Raw genomic sequence first — 22,038 nt, forward strand, 5'->3', positions numbered from 1 at the left:
GGAACATGTTGACGATGGGGCGGCCACGCGAGCCGCGCGAGCCTGCCGGCACTTCCCAGACCTTGAGCCAGTACAGCCGGCCGCGGTTGGAGAAGCACAGGATGTAGTCGTGCGTGTTGGCGATGAAGAGCTGGTCGATCCTGTGGTCTACCTGTGTTGCCGTGGCCTGCTAGCCGCGCCAGACGCGCTTTTGAGTGCGGGACTCTGACAGGGGCTGGCTCTTGATGTAGCCGGTGTGGCTGAGCGTCACCACCATGTCGGTGGGGGTGATCAGGTCCTCGGTGGAGAGGTCCTGCGCGCTGTATTCGACGATGCTGCGGCGTGCGCCCAGCTTGCTCTGGCCGAATTCCGTCTTGATCGAGGTGAGCTCTTCGCCAATGATGGTGGAGACGCGCTCGGGCTTGGCCAGGATGTCCAGCAGGTCTTCGATGACCGACATGACTTCCTTGTACTCGGCGACGATCTTGTCCTGCTCCAGGCCGGTCAGGCGCTGCAGGCGCATCTGCAGGATTTCCTGGGCCTGCGTTTCCGACAGGCGGTACAGGCCGTCCTGGCCCATGCCGAATTCCTTCTCCAGCCCATCGGGGCGGTAGTCGTCGGCACTCACCACGCCGCCATCGGCGCGCGTGCGGGTGAGCATCTCGCGCACCAGCTTGCTGTCCCAGGGGCGGGCCATCAGCTCGGCCTTGGCCACCGGCGGGGTGGGGGCGTTGCGGATGATGGCGATGAAATCGTCGATGTTGGCCAGCGCCACGGCCAGGCCTTCGAGCACGTGGCCGCGGTCGCGCGCCTTGCGCAGCTCGAACACCGTGCGGCGGGTGACCACTTCGCGGCGGTGCTGCAAAAAGACGCTGATCAGGTCGCGCAAGTTGCACAGGCGGGGCTGGCCGTCGATCAGCGCCACCATGTTCATGCCGAAGGTGTCCTGCAGCTGCGTCTGCTTGTACAGGTTGTTGAGCACCACCTCGGGCACTTCGCCGCGCTTGAGCTCGATCACCAGGCGCATGCCCGACTTGTCGGACTCGTCCTGGATGTGGCTGATGCCCTCGATCTTCTTCTCGTGCACCAGTTCGGCCATGCGCTCCTGCAGCGTCTTCTTGTTGACCTGGTAGGGCAGCTCGTCGACGATGATGGCCTGGCGCTGGCCGCGGTCGATGTCCTCGAAGTGGCACTTGGCGCGCATCACGACCTTGCCGCGGCCGGTGCGGTAGCCGTCCTTCACGCCGTTGATGCCGTAGATGATGCCGGCCGTCGGGAAGTCGGGCGCGGGAATGATCTCCATCAGCTCGTCGACCGTGGCCTCGGGGTTGCGCAGCATGTGCAGGCAGCCATCGACCACTTCGTTGAGGTTGTGCGGCGGGATGTTGGTGGCCATGCCCACCGCGATGCCGGCCGAGCCGTTGACCAGCAGGTTGGGCAGCTTGCTGGGCAGGACCAGCGGCTCCTTCTCGCTGCCGTCGTAGTTGGGGCCGAAGTCGACGGTTTCCTTGTCGATGTCGCCCAGCATCTCATGCGCGATCTTCGCCAGGCGAATTTCCGTGTACCGCATTGCGGCCGCGTTGTCACCGTCGACAGACCCGAAATTGCCTTGGCCATCCACCAGCATGTGGCGCAGCGAGAAGTCCTGCGCCATGCGCACGATGGTGTCGTACACCGCCGAATCGCCGTGCGGGTGGTACTTGCCGATCACGTCGCCGACGATACGCGCGGACTTCTTGTACGGCCGGTTCCAGTCGTTGTTGAGCTCGTGCATGGCATACAGCACGCGCCGGTGCACGGGCTTCAAGCCATCGCGCGCCTCGGGCAGCGCCCGGCCCACGATCACGCTCATCGCGTAGTCGAGGTAACTGCGCCGCATCTCCTCTTCGAGGCTGATGGGCAGGGTTTCTTTGGCAAACTGGGTCATAGGGCGGCAATGCGGCGAAGGAGAATCATTTTAGAGGGGAAAGCGTGTAGCGCTCCCGCAACATATCGTCGCAATTACGGTTTTGTCCTACTGGCCCCAATGCGGTGCGGGCGCTTTTGGTCAGTTACGTATGGCACAATCGTTTGAACGCTTTGGGTGATGGTCACCTCAAGCGTCCTGATTCGCAGCGCGGCTGCGGCTTTTTCCCCAAGAGGAGAACCATGAAGAAACTGAACAAAGTGGCGATGTTGTTTGCCTCTGCAGCGCTCGCAACCGCCGCTGGCGCCCAAACCGTTGACAACTGGCGCGATGCTTCTGGCCAACTGGTCTGGAAGAACGGCACGAACGAATACTGCTGGCGCAATGCCAACTGGACGCCGGCTACCGCCGCTCCAGGCTGCGATGGCGCCATCGCCAAGCCCGCAGCAGCACCTGCTGCCGCCCCAGCACCTGGTGCTGCTCCCGCACCTGCACCAGCTGCTGCTCCAGCCGCTGCTGCTCCAGCCGTCATGGCCAGCAAGGTGACCTACGCTGCCGACGCATTCTTCGACTTCGACAAGTCGGTGCTGAAGGCAGAAGGCAAGGCCAAGCTGGACGACCTGGTCTCCAAGGTCAAGGGCATCAACCTGGAAGTCATCATCGCCGTGGGTCACACCGACTCCGTGGGCTCCGATGCTTACAACCAGAAGCTGTCGGTCCGCCGTTCCGAAGCCGTCAAGGCTTATCTGGTGTCCAAGGGCATCGAAAAGAACCGCGTGTACACCGAAGGCAAGGGCGAGAAGCAACCAGTGGCTGACAACAAGACCGCTGAAGGCCGCGCCAAGAACCGCCGCGTGGAAATCGAAGTGGTTGGCACCCGCGCCGGCCAGTAATCTTTCGATTGCTTCGCACCAAAAAGCCCCGGCAACGGGGCTTTTTTTCGTCTGGGGCCGGCTGAGGGCGCGGCCTTTGTACTGGTACAAAGTGCACCACCCTCGTCCGGACCGCCGCCTCTTACATATATGAGCGGGCAACAGCCCCCTCCTGGGGTGCTGGCCGCCTGGAGATCCCGCCATCGTTGACAATGCATGCCATGAGTGACGATACGACCACCCCCACCCTGAATGCCGATCCGGCCGAGCTGGCCAAGTTTTCCTCGCTGGCCCACCGCTGGTGGGACCCGGACAGCGAGTTCCGCCCGCTGCACCAGATCAACCCGCTGCGCCTGGACTGGATCCATGCCTTGGCGGGCCTGGGCGGCAAGCGCGTGCTCGACGTGGGTTGTGGCGGCGGCATCCTGGCCGACTCCATGGCGCGAAAGGGCGCGGACGTGACCGGTATCGACCTGGCGAGCAAGGCGCTGCGCGTGGCCCAGTTGCACGCGCTCGAGGCCGGCACCAAAGGGGTGCAGTACCGCGAGATCAGCGTGGAGGCGCTCGCGGCCGAGCATCCCGCCAGCTTCGATGTGGTGACCTGCATGGAGATGCTGGAGCACGTACCCGACCCGGCCTCCGTCGTCAAGGCTTGTTCTGCATTGGTCAAGCCCGGCGGCTGGGTATTCTTCTCCACCATCCACCGCAATGCCAAGGCCTTCATGCTGGCCATCGTGGGGGCGGAATACGTGCTCAACATGCTGCCGCGCGGCACGCACGAGTATGCCAAGATGATCCGCCCGAGCGAGCTGGCTTTGCACTGCCGCGCTGCAGGCCTGGATGTGCAGCAGACGCGGGGGCTGGAATACAACCCATTGACCAAGCGCTATTGGCTGAGCGGGGACACCAGCGTGAACTACATGTTCGCCACCCGCAAGCCGGCCTGAGCCCCATCGAGAGACCCTGTCCGTGACGACGAACCCCATATTCCACAACATCCGCGCCGTGCTGTTCGACCTCGACGGCACCCTGATCGACAGCGCACCCGATCTGGCGGCCGCCGCCGACAAGATGCGCACCGACCGCGGCATGGAATCGCTGCCGCTCGAACGCTACCGCCCCATGGCCGGCGCAGGTGCGCGCGGCATGCTGGGCGAGGCCTTCGGCCTCAAGCCCGAGGACGCCGAATTCGCCGCCCTGCGCGAGGAGTTCTTTGCCAACTATGAGGCGCGCATGACCGTGCTGACGCAGGTGTTCGACGGCGTGCCCGCCATGGTCGAGGCCCTGCAGGCGAAGGGCCTGGCCTGGGGCGTGGTGACCAACAAGGCCATGCGCTTCACCGACCCGCTCACCCGCGCCATGCCGCTGTTCGCCAGCGCGGGCGCCGTGGTCAGCGGCGACACCACACCGCATGCCAAGCCCCACCCGGCGCCGCTGCTGGAGGCTGCCGCTCGCTTGAAAATCGACGCCAGCCAATGCATCTACGTGGGCGATGACGAGCGCGACATCGTCGCCGGCCTGGCCGCCGGCATGGGCACCGTTGCCGCCACCTACGGCTACCTGGGTGCTGCCCAGGCGCCGCACGCCTGGGGCGCGCACGCTGCAATTAAATCTCCTTCCGAGCTCTTGCAACTGCTGGGACAGGCCTAAAATAGAGGGTCTGGGGCTGTCCTGGTTTCGACGTGGGTTCGGAGTCAGTGTGGTGCATGTCGAGCTTGAGTCACGCTCGTAAATCTCGATTTAACAAACTAACTGCAAACGACGAACGTTTCGCACTCGCTGCTTAATTGCCAGTGAGCCTTGCAACAGTTGGCCGATGGGCTGGGCAAGGGGGTTCTGAGCAATCAGTGCCTCCCGGCTGCAAGGATAATTACATGGGCTGGCTCCAATCCGGGTACCTTGGGTTGGGGCGAGATTCAAGGGTACTGGCGGCCGGTGTAGCGTGCGACTGCGCGACACAGGCAGCGAGATCCAAAACAGACCGCTAAACATGTAGATCTGCCTGGTGAAGGCTTGCGGACGCGGGTTCAATTCCCGCCAGCTCCACCATCCACAACAACGCCAGACAATGGGTAACCCCCTGTTGTCTGGCGTTTTTCTTTGTGCCTCGTTGTCTGGTTTTGTCCTGAGATTCACACCGAATCCGCACGACTTTCATGCGAAGCCCAATGCACCACGCACTGCGATAGAACAGGCGTCACCAAAACGCGATCAAATGGCTGCAAAAAAGAATGGACCCGGCTGGAGCGATGTGAAGGCGCAGTTGGCCGGGATGGACTGTGCCGACCTGATCCGCCTGCTGCAGGACATGTATGCAGCCAGCAAGGAAAACCAGTCGTTCTTGCATGCGCGCTACGCCCTGGGTGACGATGTGCTCAAGCCCTACAAGGCCACCATTGACCGCTGGCTCTGGCCGGACTTCCACAGAAATCAGGATTTCTCGGTGTCCAAGGCCAAGAAAGCCATTTCGGACTTCAAAAAGGCCGTGGGGCTGTCCGAGGGCGCGGTGGAACTCATGGTTTTCTATTGCGAACGCAGTGCGGGATTCAGCAATGAGTTCGGCCTGCAGGACGAGGGATATTTTGATGCCCTGGTGCTGATGTTCAAGCAGGCGCTGGACGCCGTTCAGGCGCTGCCCCTCGAAAATAGGCAGGCTCTGCTGGCGAGGCTGGATGCCGTGCGCCACACCAGCCATGCATTCGGCTATGGCGTGGGCGATGACATGGACCGCCTGCTTGCCAAAGCCGGATTGGGCTGATGCTTGTGGCCGGGCTGGCGTGAAGCCCGTGGGACTGTGGGCGCTGGCTTGCCCCCCGCAGTTGGGCGCCAGGCCGGCGCATTGTGTTGTTTCATCGCTTGCGCCGCCAAAGCTGCTGCCCTAAAAAGCCCACCACCGCCATGTTGGCCAAGGCCACGACAGCCGACACCAGGCTGGGGTGGTGGAAGAAGTGCCAGAGCTCGAACGGGATGTACAGCCCGCCAGACAGCGTGCCCAGCCACCCACCCCACCAGCGGTCCTTCCACAGACCGTAGGCCTCGGCAAAGCGCACCAGCACATAGGCCGCTGCGGCGAGCAGCAGGGGTTTGAGGTCGGTGCGCGCCAACTGGTCGATGTCCGAGAGGACCATGGCCGGGTAGCGGTCGCCGGGCGAAAGGCCGATGTGCCCGATCAGAGAGGCCACGATGTGGTGCAGGTCGTGGTGCAGCAGGCTGAGAAAGCCCAGGCTGGCCGCCAGTGCGGCGACCCCCTTGAAGGCTTCGAAGGCGGCGATGGCACGCAGCGCCTTCCGGTGGGGTGGTGGGGCCATGCCCGGCATGGTAGCCGCAAGTGCTGCCTACCGGCGCGCGGTGCGCTGGGTGCGCGGCGCCCTCGGCGCCGGGCGCGCCAATTGGGTATTGGTCTCTTCCAGCCAGAGCAGCGAATCCATCTGCGACAGAAAGCGCCGCAGGTAGTCGGGCGAGAGCCCGCGCATGAGCGCCAGCGAGCGCAGCATGAGCTTGTGCGAGTTCAGCGGCCCGGCATGCTCGGGCGCCTTGCGCATGGCCTGCGTGACCTGCTGCTCTGCCGAGATCCTGGACCAGACCTCGCTGAACTGGCGCACGCTTTTCATCTCCGACAGGCTGGCGCTTTCGCTGGTGCGCACCTGGTCGGCATCGGCCTGGGCGCGGGCGGCGAGTTCGCGGTTCAGCTGGGCCAGGGGGGAATCCGCAGTGCGGCCGGGTGCTGCGACGGGCTCCTTGGTCGCCACAGGGCCCACCCGGGCTGCTGCATAGGCGGCCACGGCGGCGTCCAGCCGGCCTTGCAGCAGTTGCTGTACGGCGGGTGGCTGCGCCTGCATGCGCCGCGCCAGCGCCTGCAGGTAGGCGAAGCGCGCAGGGTCATGACGCTCGGCGCCCTCGGCCTGCAGCGATTCCAGCGTGGCGTCGGGAGGGGCGGTGCTCTGGTCGTCGTCGGTGCCGCTCATGGCGTGGCGGCCGGCTTGGGCTGGGCGGGGCGGGCTACCGGGGCCATCTCCACGCGGCGGTTCTGGGCGCGGCCTTTTTCGTCGGTGTTGTCGGCCACGGGCTGCTCGGCGCCAAAGGCGGCGGCAAACACCTGGGACGAGGGCATGCCTTCTTCGGCCAGGGCGCGCGCGACGGTCAGCGCGCGCTGGGCCGAAAGCTCCAGGTTGTCGGCAAAGCGCTGGCTGCCGCCGCTGCGCAGCGGGATGTTGTCGGTGAAGCCGCGCCCCATCAGCATCTCGTCGCGCTCCCGCTGGTACCCCAGCAGCGGCTGCACCAGGGTGGTCAGCAGCTGGCGGCCTTCGGGGCGCAGCTCGGCCGAGCCGGTGGCGAACAGCACGCTGCCGCTGATGCCGATGCGGCCGTCGTTCATGGTCACACGGCCGCTGGCCAGCGGGCCAGCCAGGGCCTTCTCCAGGGCCATGCGGCGCTGCTCGGCCTGCTGGCGCTTTTCCACTTCCTGCTGGAGGCTGTTCACCAGGTCGATCTGCACCACCAGCACGCCCACCAGGATGAGCACGAAGGCACCCAGCAGGCCCGCCATCAGGTCGCCGAACACGGCCCAGACGGGGGCGGTCTGCTCGGTGGCGTCGTCCAGCGTATCGTCGAAGGTGCTCACGCGGCCATCCCTTGCGAGGCCGCTGTGGCGGCCTGGCTGTGCAGGCGGCGCAGGTCTTCGACGATGCCCTGCTGCGACGAGATGCTCAGGTCGATCACCTCGCGCGCCTGGGCCACGTAGTAGGCCAGTTGCTCATCGCTGCGGCCCAGCGACTGGCCGATGGCGCCCTCGATGCTTTGCAGGCCCTGCACCAGCTTGTCGTTGCTGGCGGTGAACAGGCCCACGCCATGGCTGAAGGATTCGCCCAGGCTGGCCAGCTCCACCGCGCTCGCGGCCACATGCGTGGCCACTTCGTCGATCTTGCTGGCCTGGGTGCCCAGTGCGTCGGCAAACTGTTGGCCGGCCTGCTCCAGCACCTGGGCGGCCGAGCCCACCAGCGATTCGATGGACGCGCGCTGCTGTGCAGTCGCATCATTGACCGAATGCAGCAGGGTGGAGAGCTGCTCCATCATGGCCGTGCGCTCTTCCAGCGCGAGATTGTCGCGCTCGCCCAGGCGCGTCATCTCCTGGCGCAGCTGAGTGATGACTTCGGCCGCGGCCTGCGGTACGTCGGATGCGGTCTGCAGCAGGCGCGTGAGCGGCGCTTCGAGCGCTGCGCCCAGCGTGGCCAGGTGCTGGGCCACCGCCGCCTGCAGGGTGTCGAGCCGGTCCACCGCGGCCTGGCCGCGGGCGGCCTCGGCGTCGCGCAGGGCCGCCAGTTCGGTGCGCCACACGCCGGTGAGGTTGTCCATGCGCTCGCCCTGGGCCTGTTCCCAGCGTGCCTCGGCCTCCACGCGCGTGCGCAGCAGCGCATCGGACTGCTCCATCAGGCGGGCGGTGCTGCCCAGGGTCTGATCCACCTGGCCGGACATGCGCTCACTGAGTTGCGCTGCCGTGCCTTCCAGCGTGCGGTACAGGCCCTGCTGTTGTTCGACGGCCTGCGCGCCTGCGCGTTGCAGTTCGGCCGTGACGGCGCCGGCCATGCCTTCCATCGATCGGCTCCAGGTGTCCAGACGCTGCTGGTCGGCCTGCACCTGGGCGGTGTGAGACTGTGCCACGGTGTCCTGCAGCGAGGCCAGCAGGGCATTGGCACGCTGCTCGAAGGACTGGGTGGCGGCCTGCAGCGCGCTGTCGAGTTGCGCTGCGGCGCTCTCCAGCGCCTGCCCCACGGCGCGCTGCTGCTCGGCGGTCTGGGCGCTTGCGCGCTGCCACTCGGCGGACAGGGTGCCGGCCATGCCTTCCATGGAGCGGTTCCAGCCTTCCACACGCTGCTGGTCGGCGGCGGCCTGGGCTGCGTGCGACTGCGCCACGGTGTCCTGCAATGAGGCCAGCAGTGCGTCGGCGCGCTGCCCGAAGGACCGGGTGGCGGCCTGCAGCGCGCTGTCGAGTTGCGCTGCCGCGCCTTCCAGGGCCAGGCCCACGGCGCGCTGCTGCTCGGTGGTCTGGGCGCTTGCGCGCTGCCACTCGGCCGACAGGGTGCCGGCCATGCCCTCCATGGAGCGGCTCCAGCTCTCGACTCGCTGCTGGTCAGCGGCCACCTGGGCGGCGTGCGATTGGGTGACCGTGTCCTGCAGCGCAGCGACCAGGCCGCTGGCGCGCTGGTCGAAGGCCTGGCTGGCCGCCTGCAGGGATTGCTCCAGCTGGCGGGCCGCACCGGCCAGGGCCTGGCCTGTCTCGTGCTGCTGGGCAGCGGCCTGGGTGCCCGCGCGCTGCCATTCGGCCGTGAGCGCGCTGGCGGTGTTTTCCATGGACCGGTTCCAGCCTTCCAGGCGCTGCTGGTCGGCAGCCGCCTGGGCCGCGTGCGACTGGTCCACCGTCTCCTTGAGCGCGTCCAGCAGGGCGCCGGTGCGCTGCTCGAAGCCCTGGGTCACCGTCTGCAGGGCGCCATCGAGCTGTGCCACCAGGCGGTCCTGGGCCTGGGTGTGGCCTTGCAGCGCGTCGGTCCAGGTGGCAGCCACCTGATGCGCCGTGCCCGCCCACTGGGCGGACAGGGCCTGCATCTGGGCATCGGTGGCCTCGCGCAGGCGCTGGTGCGAGCGTTCGGCCTCCTGGGCCAGCGTGGCCATGGCCTGCTCGACCACGGGGCGGATGGATTCGCCGGCCTGGCGGGCGCTGCTGGCCAGGCTGTCCTGCAGCGATGCGCCCACGGTGCTGGCCAGTGCGGTGTAGGCGGTAGCGGCTTCGCGGTGAAAGCCCTGCTGCTGGTCGGCCAACTGCTCGTTGAGCTGGCCGTGGCGGCGCTCCAATCCTTCCATCAGGGCCTGCAGGCGCTCGGCGATCAGCGGCATGGCCTGGGCCTGGGCCTGCAGCGCGTCGAACATGGCGTCGCGCTTGTGGGCGGGCGAGAAGCTGCGGAAGGCCGTGGCCACGCGGGCATCGAGCTGGCGCAGCACCTGCAGGCGTTCGCGCCGGCCCAGGGCCGACATCAGGCCCAGTGCGGCGGAGGTGGCCACGCCCGCGACCGAGGTGCCGAACGACAGGCCCAGGCCCTTGATGGGGGCGGCCAGCGCCGCGCGGATGGCTTCGAGGTTGGACGAGGCTTCCAGCGCGAACACGGCGCCCTGGAAGGTGACCACCATCCCGAGGAAAGTGCCCAGCATGCCCAGCATGACCAGCAGGCCCACCAGGTAGGGTGCCAGGGCCGGCCCGGGCAGGGCCACGCGCTCGCCCTCGATGCGCTGGCGCACGGGGTGGCGCAGGGGCGCGGGCAGGCGCTCCAGCCAGGGGGCCAGATCCGCCTGGGGCTCGGCCGGCGTGTCGGCCAGCGCATCCGCCAGGGAGCGGGTGGCCGAGCGGAACTGCACCAACTCATAGGCGCCCAGCAGGTAGACCAGCGCGATCACGGCCGTCATGGCCAGCGCCAGCGGGCTCGTGCCCACAAAACCCCAGGCCACCCAGCCGGCGACCGTCAGGCCGGCTGCAAACACGCCGGCCATCACACTCTTGTTCATTCCTGAAACCCTGTTCTCTTGTTCTCGTTGCGGGCTGCCTCCAGCAGCCCCATGATGGGTTGCAGCCGCACCTGCATCACCGCCAGCAGCAGGGCCTGCAGGTCCTGCTCGAAGCCGGCCCGCCAGCCGCCGGCCTGGCGCCAGCGCAGCGGCTCGTCGGCGTGGCCCGAGGCCTGCACCCGGGCCTGGTGCGCCTTGCGCAACTGCACGAAGCGCCGCTCCAGGTGGCCGGGCAGCGACGCCCACAGGCGCTGCTCGCGCGCGCCCAGCATCTGCTCCATCACCCCGTCCAGCGCCGCCAGCTGCCGCAGCGGCGCGGGGCCCTTGAGCAGGGCCGCGCGCACCTGGGCGCGCAGGGCACCCAATCGGGCATCGAGCTGCCTTTGCTGCTCCGCATAGCGCGGCCCGTGGGCTGCGAAGTCGGCCTGGGCCTGCGGATCGGGCTGCTCGACGGGGGTGTTGTCGGCGCGTTCGCGCAGCGGCCGGGCGGGGCGGGCAGGGGCGGTTGCCAGGCGGGTCAAATCGGCCTTGGTCTTTTGCAGCAGGTCCTCCAGGGCCTGCGCATCGATGGCCTCTTCGTCGCCCGCAGACGGCGCGGCGGTGTGGGCCTCGATCGAACGCAGCGAGCCGTTGAGCTCGACCGCATCCACCACGCTCAGCCACTGGCCCAGCTGTTCCGCCACGTCCGGGCGTGCCGGGGCACGCTCTGCCCGCGTCCATTGCGCGAGCAGGACGACGAGGCGTGAACTATCGAGTCGTTGGTGCAGATACATCCCGGGGGGTAGCCATTCACTTCGCCTGCAACCCTTGCGGGGCGGCAGGCATCCGGGAAACGGGTCCCCGTGGGCAAAACCGCGTATTTTCGCCCATGTCGGCATGCTGCCTGGGCTCCGGCGCCCGGGCGTTGCAGGTGTTACACCCTGTGCATCCGCGGGTGGATGCTGAAAAATGGCTAAGAAGGGGGGTAAAAATCGGAAGAAGACAACCAAAGCCGCCAGAAGGCGAGAGTTGCCGCTACAGGAATTGCGCGCGCAGCCCCACCATGATGCGCCGACCGGCCGCCGGCTCGAAGAATCGGCCGTTGCCATCGTTCACGATGAGCGAACCCGCGTACTGCCGGCCGAGCAGGTTGTCGAGCCGGGCCCAGGCCTGCCAGCGCGGGCTGGCGGCGGCATGGCCGAAGGTGTAACCGGCGCGCAGGCCCAGCACGGCAAAGCCGGGGGCGGCTTCGGTGTTCACGTCGTTGGCAAACACCTTGCCGGACACATCGAGCGTGGCGCCCAGTTGCCAGTGGGCGCTGGGCGCGTAGTCCAGCGCCAGCTGTGCCAGGTGCCGCGCCGTACCGGGCAGGCGGTTGCCCGCGCCCACCCGGGCGCCGGCGGCACCGGTGTAGGCATCGCCAAAGAAGGCGTCGAGGTACGTGTAGGCGGCGCGCGGCTTCCAGGCGCCGGCCTGCGCGCTCCATGCCAGTTCCAGCCCGCGGCGGCGCACGTTGTCGGCGTTCTGGAACACGGTGCGGCCGTTCACCGTGGCGGCGGGCACGATCTCGCTGCGGCTGCGCGCATCGAACCATGCGGCCTGCACCTGGTGCACGGCGCCTTGCCACTTGGCGCCGATCTCCATCTGCCGGCTGCGCGAGGCCGCGAGGCCGAAGTTGGGGCCGGTGTTGTCCCGGCTGTAGGCCATCTCGGCCAGCGTAGGCGTCTCGAAGCCGCGGCCCAGGTTGGCATACAGGTTGAGCTGGTCGCTCGCGCTCCACACCAGGCCGAGCACCGGGCTGGTCTGGCGCCAGCGGCGCGCGCCGCTGTCGTCGGGGTTGGCAGGGGTGATGAAGTGGTCGCTCACGCGCATGTCCACCCGGCTGGCGCGCAGGCCCGCCACAGCGCGCCAGGTGGGCGCGAGCCAGGCGTCCACCTGGGCAAACAGGTCGGTGTTGCCGGCGCGGTCGCGCTCGTTGCGGCGCAGCGCGCCGCTCTCGCCGTTCTGGTTGACGAAGCCCTGGCGCTGTTCGGAAAGGCGGTCGGCGTCCAGGCCCAGGGTCCAGGTGAGCGGCAGACCCGAAGGCATCCTGGCGCTGTGCGTCCATGCCAGGCCCAGGCCGTGGTAATCGCGGTCGAGGTCCACCACGCCGCCCGCGCTGTTCTCGGCCGCGCCGCTGAACGACAGGTACTGGGTGAGCGTGCGCTGGCCGCCATAGGCACGTGCGCGCACGCTGTCGGCCGGGCCCAGTTGCCTTTCCAGCACCAGGCCCCACTGGTTCTGCGCCACCGACTTGCGCGTGCCGAAGCTGGCCGCCACCTCGGGTGCCTGGCGCGGGTTGGCGTTGAACTGCGCGCGCGTCAGGCCCAGCGGGTCCTGTGCATTGGGCTGGTCGTAGAGGTTGAGCAGGGCGGTGATCTTCGTGTCCGCATCGGGGCGTGCCACCAGCTTGCCGTTCAAGTGGGTGCGCCGGGCCGCGCTGTGCTCGCGCCAGCCATCGGTCTCGAAGCGCGACACGTCGACCAGGCCCGAGAGCGTGCGGTTGCCGAAGTCGAACGAGGCATCGGCCAGCCGCTGGCCGAAGGAGCCTGCCGCCACCGAAGCCTGGGCCCCGCCGCCCGCGCGCGGTTCTCGGGTGTGCACCTGCAGCACGCCGCCCGCGGCATTGCCGTAGAGCTGGGCCAGCGGGCCGCGCAGCACGTCCACCTGGGCTGCCGACTGCAGCTGCGCCGTGGCGGCCTGACCCTGGCCGTCGGGCATGGTGGCGGGGATGCCGTCCACCAGGATGCGCACGCCGCGCACGCCGAAGGTGGAGCGCGCGCCGAAGCCGCGCACGGCGATCTGCAGGTCCTGGGCGTAGTTCTGCCGGTCCAGCGCCACCACGCCGGCCTGGCCGGCCAACAGTTCGGACAGGTGGACCAGCGGTGTGGCCGCCGTGAAGCCATCGACCTGCACGCTGGTGTGGCTGGCCGCACTGTCGAAGCGGCGCTGGGCCTGGGCGTTGCCCTGCACCTCGACGGGCGCCAGGGTGCCGCCCTCGCTGGCCTGTGCCATGGCGGGCGGCGCCAGGCCCGCCAGCGCCGAGAAGGCCGCGGACAGCGCCCGGGCCCGGTGGCTGGTGCGTGGACGGTGGGTGGCAAGTGCAGGGTGCATGGGCGGCATGGTGGGAGTGGCGCGCCAGCGTAGCGCAGGACGGCGGCCCGGCCTGTCAGCCAATGTCCCTTTGACCGCCCTGGACGTCCTGAACGCTCCTCAGCCCATGCCTGCCAGGAAGTCCGGCTGCTGGAACTTCATCTCCAGGAACTTGCCGTTGGCCAGCAGGGCCTGCGCGTCGGCGCCTGCGACATTGGCCACGATGTCCTGCATTTTGGCATCGAGCAGCGCCAACTGGTCGGCCAGGATCTGGCGCGCGGTCTTGCCATCCTTGACCGCGTGGGTGGTGCGAAAGGCCGGTGGCAGGGCCACGTAGTTGGCCAGGGTCTCGGGCAGGTAGCGCAGCACCGTCTCGCGCACGGTGAACAGATTGGCGTCGTGGTGGCTGCGGTCACCCAGCAGGCGGGGCAGCACCTCGGCGATGGAGGTGCGCAGGCTGCGCAGGTGCGCGTTCATCTCGGGCCCCAGGTGCGGGCTGACCTGGGCGGCCAGCGCGTCGAGCCGGCGCAGGGCTTCGTCCACCGTGAGCGAGTCCTCGATGTGGCGGTCGATCTCGGGTGCCTGGCGGCCGGCGCGGCCCAGCAGCCAGCCAGCGGCATACAGCCCGGCCGTGATGGCCAGCCAGCCTGGCCCGATGGCGCCCGCGAACAGCAGTGCCGGGCCCGCCAGGGCCAGCGCGCAGCCCGCGATGTTGGCGTTGCTGTAGAGAAAAAGCAGCGCCTGCAGCTTGAACGGGCGACCCGGGGAGTGGGAGTTTGCGCTGGCTGGTGCCGTCACTGGTAGCCCCGTATCTCCTTGAACACCAGCGCCAGCGCAGCCTTGCGGCCGTCGAACACGCGCCCACCGGTGAGTTGGGCCAGGGCCGCCATGTCGGTGTTGCTGGCCTCTCCGAACAGGATGGGGAAGATGCGGGCTGGCGAGGCTGTTCCTACGCGGCTGCGGAAGGTGTCGAGGTTGGCTCCGCTGGTGTTGAGCCCGTCGGTCAGCAGCACGATGCTCACGTAGCGCTCGGGGTCGCTGGCGCGTTCGCGCGCGGCCAGGGTCTGTGCCTGCAGCAGTGCGTCGTAGATGCCGGTGCCGCCAGATGCCTGCAGGCGGTCGGCATAGGCCGTCACCTGGGTCTGCGCGTCGGCCAGGGTGGCGCGTTCGAAGTTCACCTGCATGGGGGTGCCCACCGTGTCGGAGAAGGACAGCAGCACCACGCGCTCGCGGCTCTGGAAGCGTGCGTAGCGGGCGCTCGCGGTATCGGCTTTGGCGCCGGCCAGCACCTTGAGCGCTTCGCGCATGCCTTCCATGCGCGCGCCCTGCATGGAGCCGCTGGTGTCGAGCACGAAGATCGAGGTGGCGGGGCGCCGCCATTCACCCTGGTAGGCGGCCAGCACCGCGTCGATTACCTCCAGGCGGTTGGGGAAGCTCAGCTCCGCCACCGCTTCGCTGGGCAGGCTGGCGGGGAGGGCGATGTCCGGCGCCGTGGGCCGCAGGAAGGCGTCGGCAGCGAGCTGGCGCTGCAGCGCGGGTGCCTTGAGGGCGGCCACCAGTCGGTCATAGGCCTCGCGCTGCGCGGGGCGCAGCAGCATCAGCGGGTAGTCGGCGGAGATCACGCCATCCTTGGGATAGACCAGCGAAAGCCGGTCTGCCGCAGCCAGCGTTTCGTTGGCGCGCAGGATCACGGCTTCGTAGTTGACCATGCCGTCCAGGTCCGCCGGGTCCTTCACGAAGGCTTCGGCGAGCCAGCCGGAGCTGCCGGCGGTGAGCTTCTGTCCCGACAGAAACGCGGTCAGCACCTTGGCATTCACCTCGGCGATGGTGAGGTCCTCGGTCTTGCCGGCCACGGCCGATGCCACTGCGAACAGGGCGCTCATGCCCGTGTTGGAGCTGGTGGGGTTGGTCATGGCATAGCGCAGGCGGCCTGCGCCTGCCGCCTTGGCGATGTCGGCCCAGGTCGGGGCCTGCATGTCCCAGCCCAGGGCGCGGGCCCGGGCGGCCTTCACGCCCAGGGCGACGCGCGAATAGAAGAGCTTTTCGCGTGCCAGCGGCTTGGCCGTGAGTGCGAGGGCCGGGTAGGCGCCATTGGGCGGCAGGATGGCATCGAACTGCTCGCCGGCATTGATACGCTCCACGATGTCCAGCGTGCCGGCGTAGGACAGCTGGAGCTTCACGTTGGCATCGGCCGCCGCCTTGAGCAGCATGGGTTCGATGTCCTTGATCTCCGAGCCTGCAAGCACGTTGAAGGTGGCTTGCGCTGCCCCTGCCGGGGCGGGCGGTGCGGCCTCCTCGCGCTGGCCGCAGGCAGCCAGCACCAGGCCCAGGGCGCAGGCGGCCAGCCAGGCGCTGCGGCGCATGCTCACAGCCGGACCTCGGTGCTGGCGCTGGCGGCCTCGGCCGTGCCCCGTGCCCGCTCCAGGTAGGCGCGCGACTTGTCGACCTCGCTGGTCAGGGTGTTGACCGTGGTCTGCATGGAATCGAGGGCCTTGAGCTTGAAGTCGGCAATCGTGTCCATGGCCTGGTAGACGTTCTGGAAGGCCTGCTGCAGCTTGGCGATGTCGATGGTGCCCGAGGCCGCCTGCTGGTGGATGGCGGCGCTCTGGTCGCTCAGCATCTCGCTGGTGGAGGCGATCAGGTTGCCGGTGGTGGTGTTGAGCGCGCTGATCTGGTCGAGCACCAGCTTCTGGTTGGCCAGGGCCTGGGCCACGATCACGGCAGTGCGCAGGGCCGAGATGGTGGTCGTGGTGGCGCGGTCCACACCCTTCATCAGCTCCAGGTTGTTCTTGCGGATCATGTCCAGCGCCAGGTAGCCCTGGATGTTCACGCTCATCTGCGTGAGCAGGTCGGTGACCTTCTGGCGCGTGTAGAACAGCATCTCCTCGCGCACCACGCGGGCCTTCTCGGGGTCGGCCGCGTCCAGTGCGAAGGCCTTGGCATCGAGTTCGCTGTCGAGCTTCTTGCCGATGTGGATGTATTTTTCGAGCCGCTCCATCAGCGACCACAGGTTCTGCTTTTCCTGGTCGATGGCGGCGTTGTCGCGCATCAGCTCGTCCTTGCCGCGCTTGAGCGTCTCGATGATGGCGTTCAGGTGCGCCTGTGACGACTGGTAGCGGTCAAAGTAGGCCACCAGCTTGTTGCCCATGGGAATGATGCCCAGCAGCTTGCGCACCGAGAACAGGTCGCCCTGGCGCGAGGGGTCGAGTTCCTCGATCTGGTGGCGCAGGTCGATCAGGCCCTGGCCGATCTCCGTGCCCTTGCCGAACAGGCCGTCCTGCACCGACTTCACGGGGCGGTCCAGCATGCGGTTGGAGACGCTGGCCGATGCCTCGATGTCCTTGTTGCCCATGGAGTGGATACGCTCCACGGCTTCCTTGAACTTAGGGTGCTGGCTGTCGTTGACGGTGATGTCCTCGATGAACTGGCGCACCTGCGCATCCAGCACCACCACGTCCTCGGGCTTGATGCGCACCCGGCCGCTGGCCGACTCGATGGGAATGGCCGCCACCGGCGCAGGCGGCTCCAGCACGAAATCCTGCCGTACGGCAGCCACCGTGGGAGGCTGCAGGGCATCGGGCTGCGAGGTGTTGGTCATGGATCAGTCCTTATTTGAAGCGGGCTTCTATGGCTTCGATCATTCGCTCCAGCCACTCGTGGCTGGGCGGGTCAATCACGTCGACGAGCACCTCGGGCACGGTGATGCCGCGCTGGGCCCAGGTCTCGGGCCCGCGCGTGGCGCCGCCGGTGCGAAAGCCGTACTCGTTGGCCAGGGTGCGCAGTGCCGGGTCGTTCTCCAGGGCTTCGCCCACGCGCACGCCTGCGGGCGTGTAGGGCACCAGCACATGCTTGGAGAACACCGTGGGCTTGGGGTACAGCAGCACCATGTCGCTCTGGACCTTGGCCGGGTGCTTGAGCCAGAACTCCACCATCTGCGACTCGTAGGCCATGAGCAGCGGAGCCTTGCCCATGCCCAGGGCCAGGTAGTCCTCGAACGGGCCGGAGGAGGACTGCTCCTGGAAACCCTGGCGCAGGAACAGCGGCGCCACGGTGGGCAGCACGCGGTCCACGTCGGCCTGGCTCTGCACGATCTGCTGGCCGTTGGCCAGGTAGCTGGCCAGGGCCAGGTACATGGCGGCGCTGTTGGAGGTGCGCACGTCGGTGGAGCCGATGAGCAGCGACTTGTTGGTCGAGAACGCCTGGCTGCCCTTGAGGTCGCGCCAGCGCTTGCCCTTTTCCACCAGGTCCATCAGGGCGGGCAGGTCCACCACGTAATAGATGTCGCCCTGGCGCTGGGCGATGCCGTTGGCCACCAGGATGTCGGCGATCGGCCGCCAGCTGGCCAGCACCATGGGGGTGTAGAACGGGTTGAACACCGTGCCGGCCTTGGCTGCTGCCCGAAGCTGCGCCGCTGCGGGGGCGCCCGAGGGAAAGCCGAAGTCGTAGGCCTTGGCGTCGTAGCGGCCGGCAATGGCGCGCGAGCCGGCCTTTTCGACCACCACGCTGATGCCGCGCGCGGCCAGGGCCTGCTGCACGCGTGGATCGGCGAAGAAGGCTTCCTTCTCCGAGCCGCTGAGGCCGCGTGCCTGCACCTGGCGGGCCTGCTCGATGCGTGCCGCCTCCTGGGCGCTGCGTTCGCCGGTCACACTGGAATGGGAGAACCAGATGCCCCCCGCAACACCGGCCAGCAGCAGGGCCGCGAGCAGCGGGGCGACGAACTTGCGGATTTCCACCGGAGGATGCCTCTCTAGGTCAGGTATTTGTGACAACCATGCTACGGAGCCTTTGTGGCAATTTCATTGCAGTCGCATGGCAGGTTCCGGGCGGACCCTGCACGATGGGCGGGAAAATCCAGGTTCTGCCGCATGGCTGTCATATTGGTGTGCGAAGGTGTGGGATAGGTCCGCCGTGCGGCCGGGCAACTTGTGGGTTGCTTTCTCCTGCAACCCGTATGCCTTCGAAACACCTTCCCGCAACCACCACCTCCCTGGCGTTCGACTACAAGCGCGGTCTGGCGGGCGCATTGCTGTGGATGGTGGTGGCCCAGGCCTCGCAGGCCTATTCCCTTGGCAGCCTGGACATGAGCCTCATCTGGCCCGCCGATGGCATTGCCATCGGGCTGGTGCTGGCCTACGGGCCGCGCATGCTCTGGGCCCTGGGGCCGGCCGTGGCGCTGTGGCATGCACTGCACGGCATCGGCCTGTTGCAGTCGCTCATCGGCGTGGGTGCCCTGGTGCTGGCAGCGCAACTGGTCTGGCACCTGATGCGGTTCGACCGGCGCCGCGAGGCGGGCCGCAACCCGGTGGTCACGGCCATCCGCTTCCATGCGCTGACCGTGCTGCCGGGCGCCGCGGTGCTGACGGCGCTGGGCAGCTGGCAGTTCCTGCTGGCCGCGGATGCGCCGCCGGGCGGGCTCCTGCGGGTGGCCGGCGTCATGGGCATGTCCGAGGTGTTCGGCATTCTGCTGTTCTCGCGGCTGACCGAGCTGGCCGCCCATGCCTTCGATGGCGGCTGGAGGGCCGGGCCGCTGCGCTGGGCGCGGTGGCAGGGCTTCTGGGTGGCCGGGCTGGCGGCGGTGATGGCGATTGCGCACTGGGGGTCGTCGCTGGCTGGCCCGGGCGTCGGCCCGTCGGCGCGCTACATCGTCTTCCTGCTGGTGGCCTGGGCCGCCTACCGGGGCAACCCCCTGTTCGTGCACCTGACCACGGCGCTGTCGGCACTGACCCTGCTGGCCTTCACGCCGCCGCTGATGGCCGGCCACAGCCCCTCCCTGGTGGTGCTGGACCAGGCATTGCTCATGGTCTGCCTGGCCGCGCTGAGTTTCTTCGCGTCGGCGACCATGGAGCACCGCCGGGAAATGGAGCGCAGCCTGCACGAGGCCGCCAGCCATGACGGGTTGACGGGGTTCCTCAACGAGCGCGGCCTGCTCAATGCGCTCAAGGAGGCGGCCCCGGGACCGACCCGGCTGATCGGCGTGAGCCTGCACAACCTAGAGCATGTGGTCGACCTCATCGGCCTGTTCCATACGCGCGAGATAGAGCAGGACGTGTCGATTTTCCTGCGCAACCAGCTGGGCCGGGCCTGTGTCTACGCGCGGCCGCGCGATGGATTTTTCGTGGTGGCCGTGCCGTTTTCCGCAGACGATGCCGATGCCCGGCTGCTGCAGCTGCGCACCGCGCTGGACGGGCGCCGCTATGTCTTCGCAGAGCATAGCGTGCGCATCCAGACCGCGTTCGGGCTGCTGCCGCTGGACGGGGGGCGGGCCCTGGGCGATGACGTATTGGCGGCGCTGATGCTGCTGTGCGAGGCGGACGGCGACCCCGCGCTGGGCGACCGCCATGCGCAGGGAGCAGACCTGGCGCCGGACCATCTGATGCGCATCCGCCGGGGCCAGCTGTCCCAGGTCGAGGCGCTCAAGGACGCCCTGCGCCTGCCTGCCGGCAGCCCCGAGACCAGCGGGCTGTGGCTGGCCTGCCAGCCCATCCGCTCGGCGCATGGCGACCACGATGGCGACCTCGGTGTGGAGGTGCTGCTGCGCTGGGCGTCGGGCAGCGGCTCGCCGCACCTGCCGGGGGAGTTTCTGCCCCTGGCCGAGCGCTACGGGCTCATGCCGCAGGTGGACCGCTGGGTCATCACGCAGGTGTTTTCGGCCCTCGTGGCGCATGGCGTCACGCGCAGGGACCTCGGCAAGGTGGCGATCAACCTGTCCGGTGCCTCGGTGTCGGACCCTCGGCTGCTCGCCCATATCGACCAGTGCCTGGGCGCCAGCGGGCTCGACCCGGCGATGTTCTGCTTCGAGGTCACGGAAACCGCGGGCATCGTGCAGCGCAGCCGGGCGGTGGACCTGCTGGCCAGCCTGCGGGCCATGGGCGCCCGCACCTCGCTCGATGATTTCGGCACCGGCCTGGCGACCTTCGACTACCTCAAGTCGCTGCCGCTCGACTATGTGAAGATCGATGGCAGCTTCGTGCAGGGCATCCTGTCGTCGCGGGTGGACCAGCGCATCGTGCTTGCCATCTGTGACGTGGTGCGGGCCATGGGGCTCACGACCATCGCCGAGTTCGTCGAAACGCCAGCCCAGCGCGCCCTGCTGGCGGCCTATGGCGTGGATTACGTGCAGGGCTATGGCATTGCCAAGCCGCTGCCGCTGGCGCAGTACCTGCAGCAGTTGGCGCGCCGCGAGCCCCGCCCGGCCGCGCAGCAGGCCGCCCCGGCCCCCGCGGCGGCCGACCTGTGGCCGGCCGGGCACGGCCGCCTCGTTCCCGGCATGGCGCAAGGTGAATGACATGCCTGCGCATGCACGTGCTATTTGTCACGCAATCGCAATATGCGACTTGTAAGCTTCGGTGTCATTCTCTGCCGCACGGGCCATCCTCTTCATGTCCGAACTCCCCGCCTATCTGCACGACTATCGCCCGCGTTTTCGCCAGCCCAGTGCCGCGGACATGTGCGTTCAGGTTCCCTCTATGGCCGTGGAAGAGACCAACGAGAAGGTGATGGAGATCTTTTCCGCGCACAAGGACCTGATCAGCCTGCCGGTCGTCGAGGGCGACCGTCCGATCGGCCTGATCAACCGCGACATCTTCATGTCCGAGATGAGCAAGCCCTACCGCTGGGAAATCTACGGACGCAAGAACTGCATCGCGTTCATGGACAAGGCGCCGCTCATCGTCGATGCCGCCATGGGCATCGAGGAGCTGACCTTCAAGACCGTGGAGTACGGTGAGAAGGCACTGTCGGACGGTTTCATCGTGGCGCGCGAGGGCACTTTCGTCGGCGTGGGCCACGGCCTGCAGCTGATGCGCGTGGTGGCCGAGCTGCAGGCTGCGCGCAACCGCCAGGTGATGCACAGCATCGAATACGCGAGCGTGATCCAGCGCTCCATGCTGCGCGCCTCGCGCGATGCGCTGGTGCAGGCGCAGGCCGATGCCGACCTGGTGTGGGAACCGCGCGACGTGGTCGGCGGCGACTTCTACCAGTTCACCACCATGCCCGATGGCTGGTTTGCCACCGTGGCCGACTGCACCGGCCACGGCGTGCCCGGCGCCTTCATGACGCTGATTGCATCGAGCACACTGGGCAAGGCCATCGAGCAGTACGGCCCGCGTGATCCGGCGCAGCTGCTGTCCAGTGTCAACCGCAGCATCAAGCAGATGCTCGGCCAGATGGACGGCCAGGACGATACCCCGGGCTCCGATGACGGGATGGACGCCGCCTGCTTCTGGTATGCACCCGCCACGCGCGAGCTGCGTTTTGCCGGCGCCAACCTGTCGCTCTTCGTGCTGGCTCCCGGTGCGGACAGCGTGCAGGTGGTGGCCGGCGATCGCAAGGGCGTGGGCTATGTGGACAGCGATTTCGACCACACCTGGACCACGAGCACCGTGGCCCTTGCAGCCGGCAGCCTGGTGTTCGTGACCACCGATGGCCTCATCGACCAGGTGGGTGGCCCCAAGGCCATCACCTTCGGCAAGCGCCGCGTCCAGGAGGTGATCGTCGCCCAGCGCGAGCAGACCCCCGCGCAGCTCAATGCCGCCATGCAGCAGGCGCTGCAGGACTGGCAAGGCAGCCACCAGCGCCGCGATGACCTGACCTTTTTCTGTTTCCGGGCTTGAGGCCATG

At 68.0% G+C, this 22,038-nt stretch carries 16 protein-coding genes, 1 other RNA gene and 1 pseudogene; 7 read left to right on the forward strand and 11 right to left on the reverse strand.

What is annotated here, in order from left to right; all coding sequences use genetic code 11:
• Window positions 1-1,906, reverse strand: a pseudogene (gene gyrA / locus ACK59X_RS12390) (DNA gyrase subunit A); the annotation flags it as partial.
• Window positions 1,907-2,127: 221 nt separating this feature from the next.
• Between gyrA and ompA the strand changes: the two are divergent.
• The 5 genes from ompA to ACK59X_RS12415 all read left to right on the forward strand — a co-directional run bounded on the left by ompA (window position 2,128) and on the right by ACK59X_RS12415 (window position 5,515).
• The gene (gene ompA, locus ACK59X_RS12395) at window positions 2,128-2,778 is read left to right on the forward strand and encodes an outer membrane protein OmpA (RefSeq protein ID WP_409957654.1); all 651 of its coding nucleotides are present in this window, start codon (window positions 2,128-2,130) and stop codon (window positions 2,776-2,778) included.
• Window positions 2,779-2,978: 200 nt separating this feature from the next.
• Window positions 2,979-3,704, forward strand: a complete 726-nt coding sequence (ubiG, locus tag ACK59X_RS12400; protein ID WP_409957626.1) for a bifunctional 2-polyprenyl-6-hydroxyphenol methylase/3-demethylubiquinol 3-O-methyltransferase UbiG — start codon at window positions 2,979-2,981, stop codon at window positions 3,702-3,704.
• A 37-nt stretch (window positions 3,705-3,741) separates the two neighbouring features.
• Window positions 3,742-4,407, forward strand: coding sequence for a phosphoglycolate phosphatase (gene gph, locus ACK59X_RS12405; protein ID WP_409957655.1), 666 nt, complete (start codon window positions 3,742-3,744; stop codon window positions 4,405-4,407).
• A gap of 12 nt (window positions 4,408-4,419) precedes the next feature.
• Window positions 4,420-4,806: a transfer-messenger RNA gene (gene ssrA, locus ACK59X_RS12410) on the forward strand.
• Window positions 4,807-4,825: 19 nt separating this feature from the next.
• Window positions 4,826-5,515 carry a hypothetical protein gene (locus ACK59X_RS12415; RefSeq protein WP_409957627.1) on the forward strand — a complete coding sequence of 230 codons (690 nt, stop codon included), beginning with the start codon at window positions 4,826-4,828 and terminating at the stop codon, window positions 5,513-5,515.
• A gap of 91 nt (window positions 5,516-5,606) precedes the next feature.
• Here ACK59X_RS12415 and ACK59X_RS12420 read toward each other — a convergent pair whose 3' ends face one another.
• The 10 genes from ACK59X_RS12420 to ACK59X_RS12465 form a co-directional block, all read right to left on the reverse strand.
• Window positions 5,607-6,065, reverse strand: a complete 459-nt coding sequence (locus ACK59X_RS12420; protein ID WP_409957628.1) for a DUF2127 domain-containing protein — start codon at window positions 6,063-6,065, stop codon at window positions 5,607-5,609.
• 27 nt (window positions 6,066-6,092) lie between these two features.
• Entirely contained in the window at window positions 6,093-6,722 is a 630-nt protein-coding gene (locus ACK59X_RS12425; protein ID WP_409957629.1) for a DUF2894 domain-containing protein, read from the reverse strand.
• Window positions 6,719-7,378 (reverse strand): OmpA family protein, encoded by a 660-nt coding sequence (locus ACK59X_RS12430; RefSeq protein ID WP_409957630.1) that lies wholly within the window; start codon window positions 7,376-7,378, stop codon window positions 6,719-6,721. Before ACK59X_RS12430 ends, ACK59X_RS12425 begins: the two co-directional genes overlap by 4 nt.
• Window positions 7,375-10,308 (reverse strand): DUF802 domain-containing protein, encoded by a 2,934-nt coding sequence (locus ACK59X_RS12435; protein ID WP_409957631.1) that lies wholly within the window; start codon window positions 10,306-10,308, stop codon window positions 7,375-7,377. Before ACK59X_RS12435 ends, ACK59X_RS12430 begins: the two co-directional genes overlap by 4 nt.
• Complete coding sequence (locus tag ACK59X_RS12440; protein ID WP_409957632.1) at window positions 10,305-11,081, reverse strand: DUF3348 family protein; 777 nt, start codon at window positions 11,079-11,081, stop codon at window positions 10,305-10,307. The genes ACK59X_RS12435 and ACK59X_RS12440 overlap by 4 nt, the downstream gene beginning before the upstream one ends.
• Window positions 11,082-11,322: 241 nt before the next feature.
• The gene (locus ACK59X_RS12445; protein WP_409957633.1) at window positions 11,323-13,440 is read right to left on the reverse strand and encodes a TonB-dependent receptor family protein; all 2,118 of its coding nucleotides are present in this window, start codon (window positions 13,438-13,440) and stop codon (window positions 11,323-11,325) included.
• Between the two features lie 99 nt (window positions 13,441-13,539).
• Window positions 13,540-14,217: a hypothetical protein gene (locus tag ACK59X_RS12450; RefSeq protein WP_409957634.1), complete on the reverse strand. Its 678-nt coding sequence runs from the start codon at window positions 14,215-14,217 to the stop codon at window positions 13,540-13,542.
• A complete protein-coding gene (locus ACK59X_RS12455) occupies window positions 14,214-15,782 on the reverse strand; it encodes a substrate-binding domain-containing protein (protein ID WP_409957656.1) in 1,569 nt (522 codons plus the stop codon). The genes ACK59X_RS12450 and ACK59X_RS12455 overlap by 4 nt, the downstream gene beginning before the upstream one ends.
• A 2-nt stretch (window positions 15,783-15,784) precedes the next feature.
• Entirely contained in the window at window positions 15,785-17,017 is a 1,233-nt protein-coding gene (locus ACK59X_RS12460) for a toxic anion resistance protein (protein WP_409957635.1), read from the reverse strand.
• Window positions 17,018-17,027: 10 nt separating this feature from the next.
• The gene (locus tag ACK59X_RS12465) at window positions 17,028-18,152 is read right to left on the reverse strand and encodes a hypothetical protein (RefSeq protein ID WP_409957636.1); all 1,125 of its coding nucleotides are present in this window, start codon (window positions 18,150-18,152) and stop codon (window positions 17,028-17,030) included.
• A gap of 218 nt (window positions 18,153-18,370) precedes the next feature.
• Between ACK59X_RS12465 and ACK59X_RS12470 the strand changes: the two genes are divergently transcribed.
• Both ACK59X_RS12470 and ACK59X_RS12475 read left to right on the forward strand, forming a co-directional pair.
• Window positions 18,371-20,704, forward strand: a complete 2,334-nt coding sequence (locus ACK59X_RS12470; RefSeq protein WP_409957637.1) for an EAL domain-containing protein — start codon at window positions 18,371-18,373, stop codon at window positions 20,702-20,704.
• A 94-nt stretch (window positions 20,705-20,798) separates the two neighbouring features.
• Window positions 20,799-22,031 carry a SpoIIE family protein phosphatase gene (locus ACK59X_RS12475; protein WP_409957638.1) on the forward strand — a complete coding sequence of 411 codons (1,233 nt, stop codon included), beginning with the start codon at window positions 20,799-20,801 and terminating at the stop codon, window positions 22,029-22,031.
• Window positions 22,032-22,038: the final 7 nt, after the last annotated feature.

The organism is Acidovorax sp., from assembly GCF_046339755.1.
GTDB lineage: Bacteria > Pseudomonadota > Gammaproteobacteria > Burkholderiales > Burkholderiaceae_C > Acidovorax.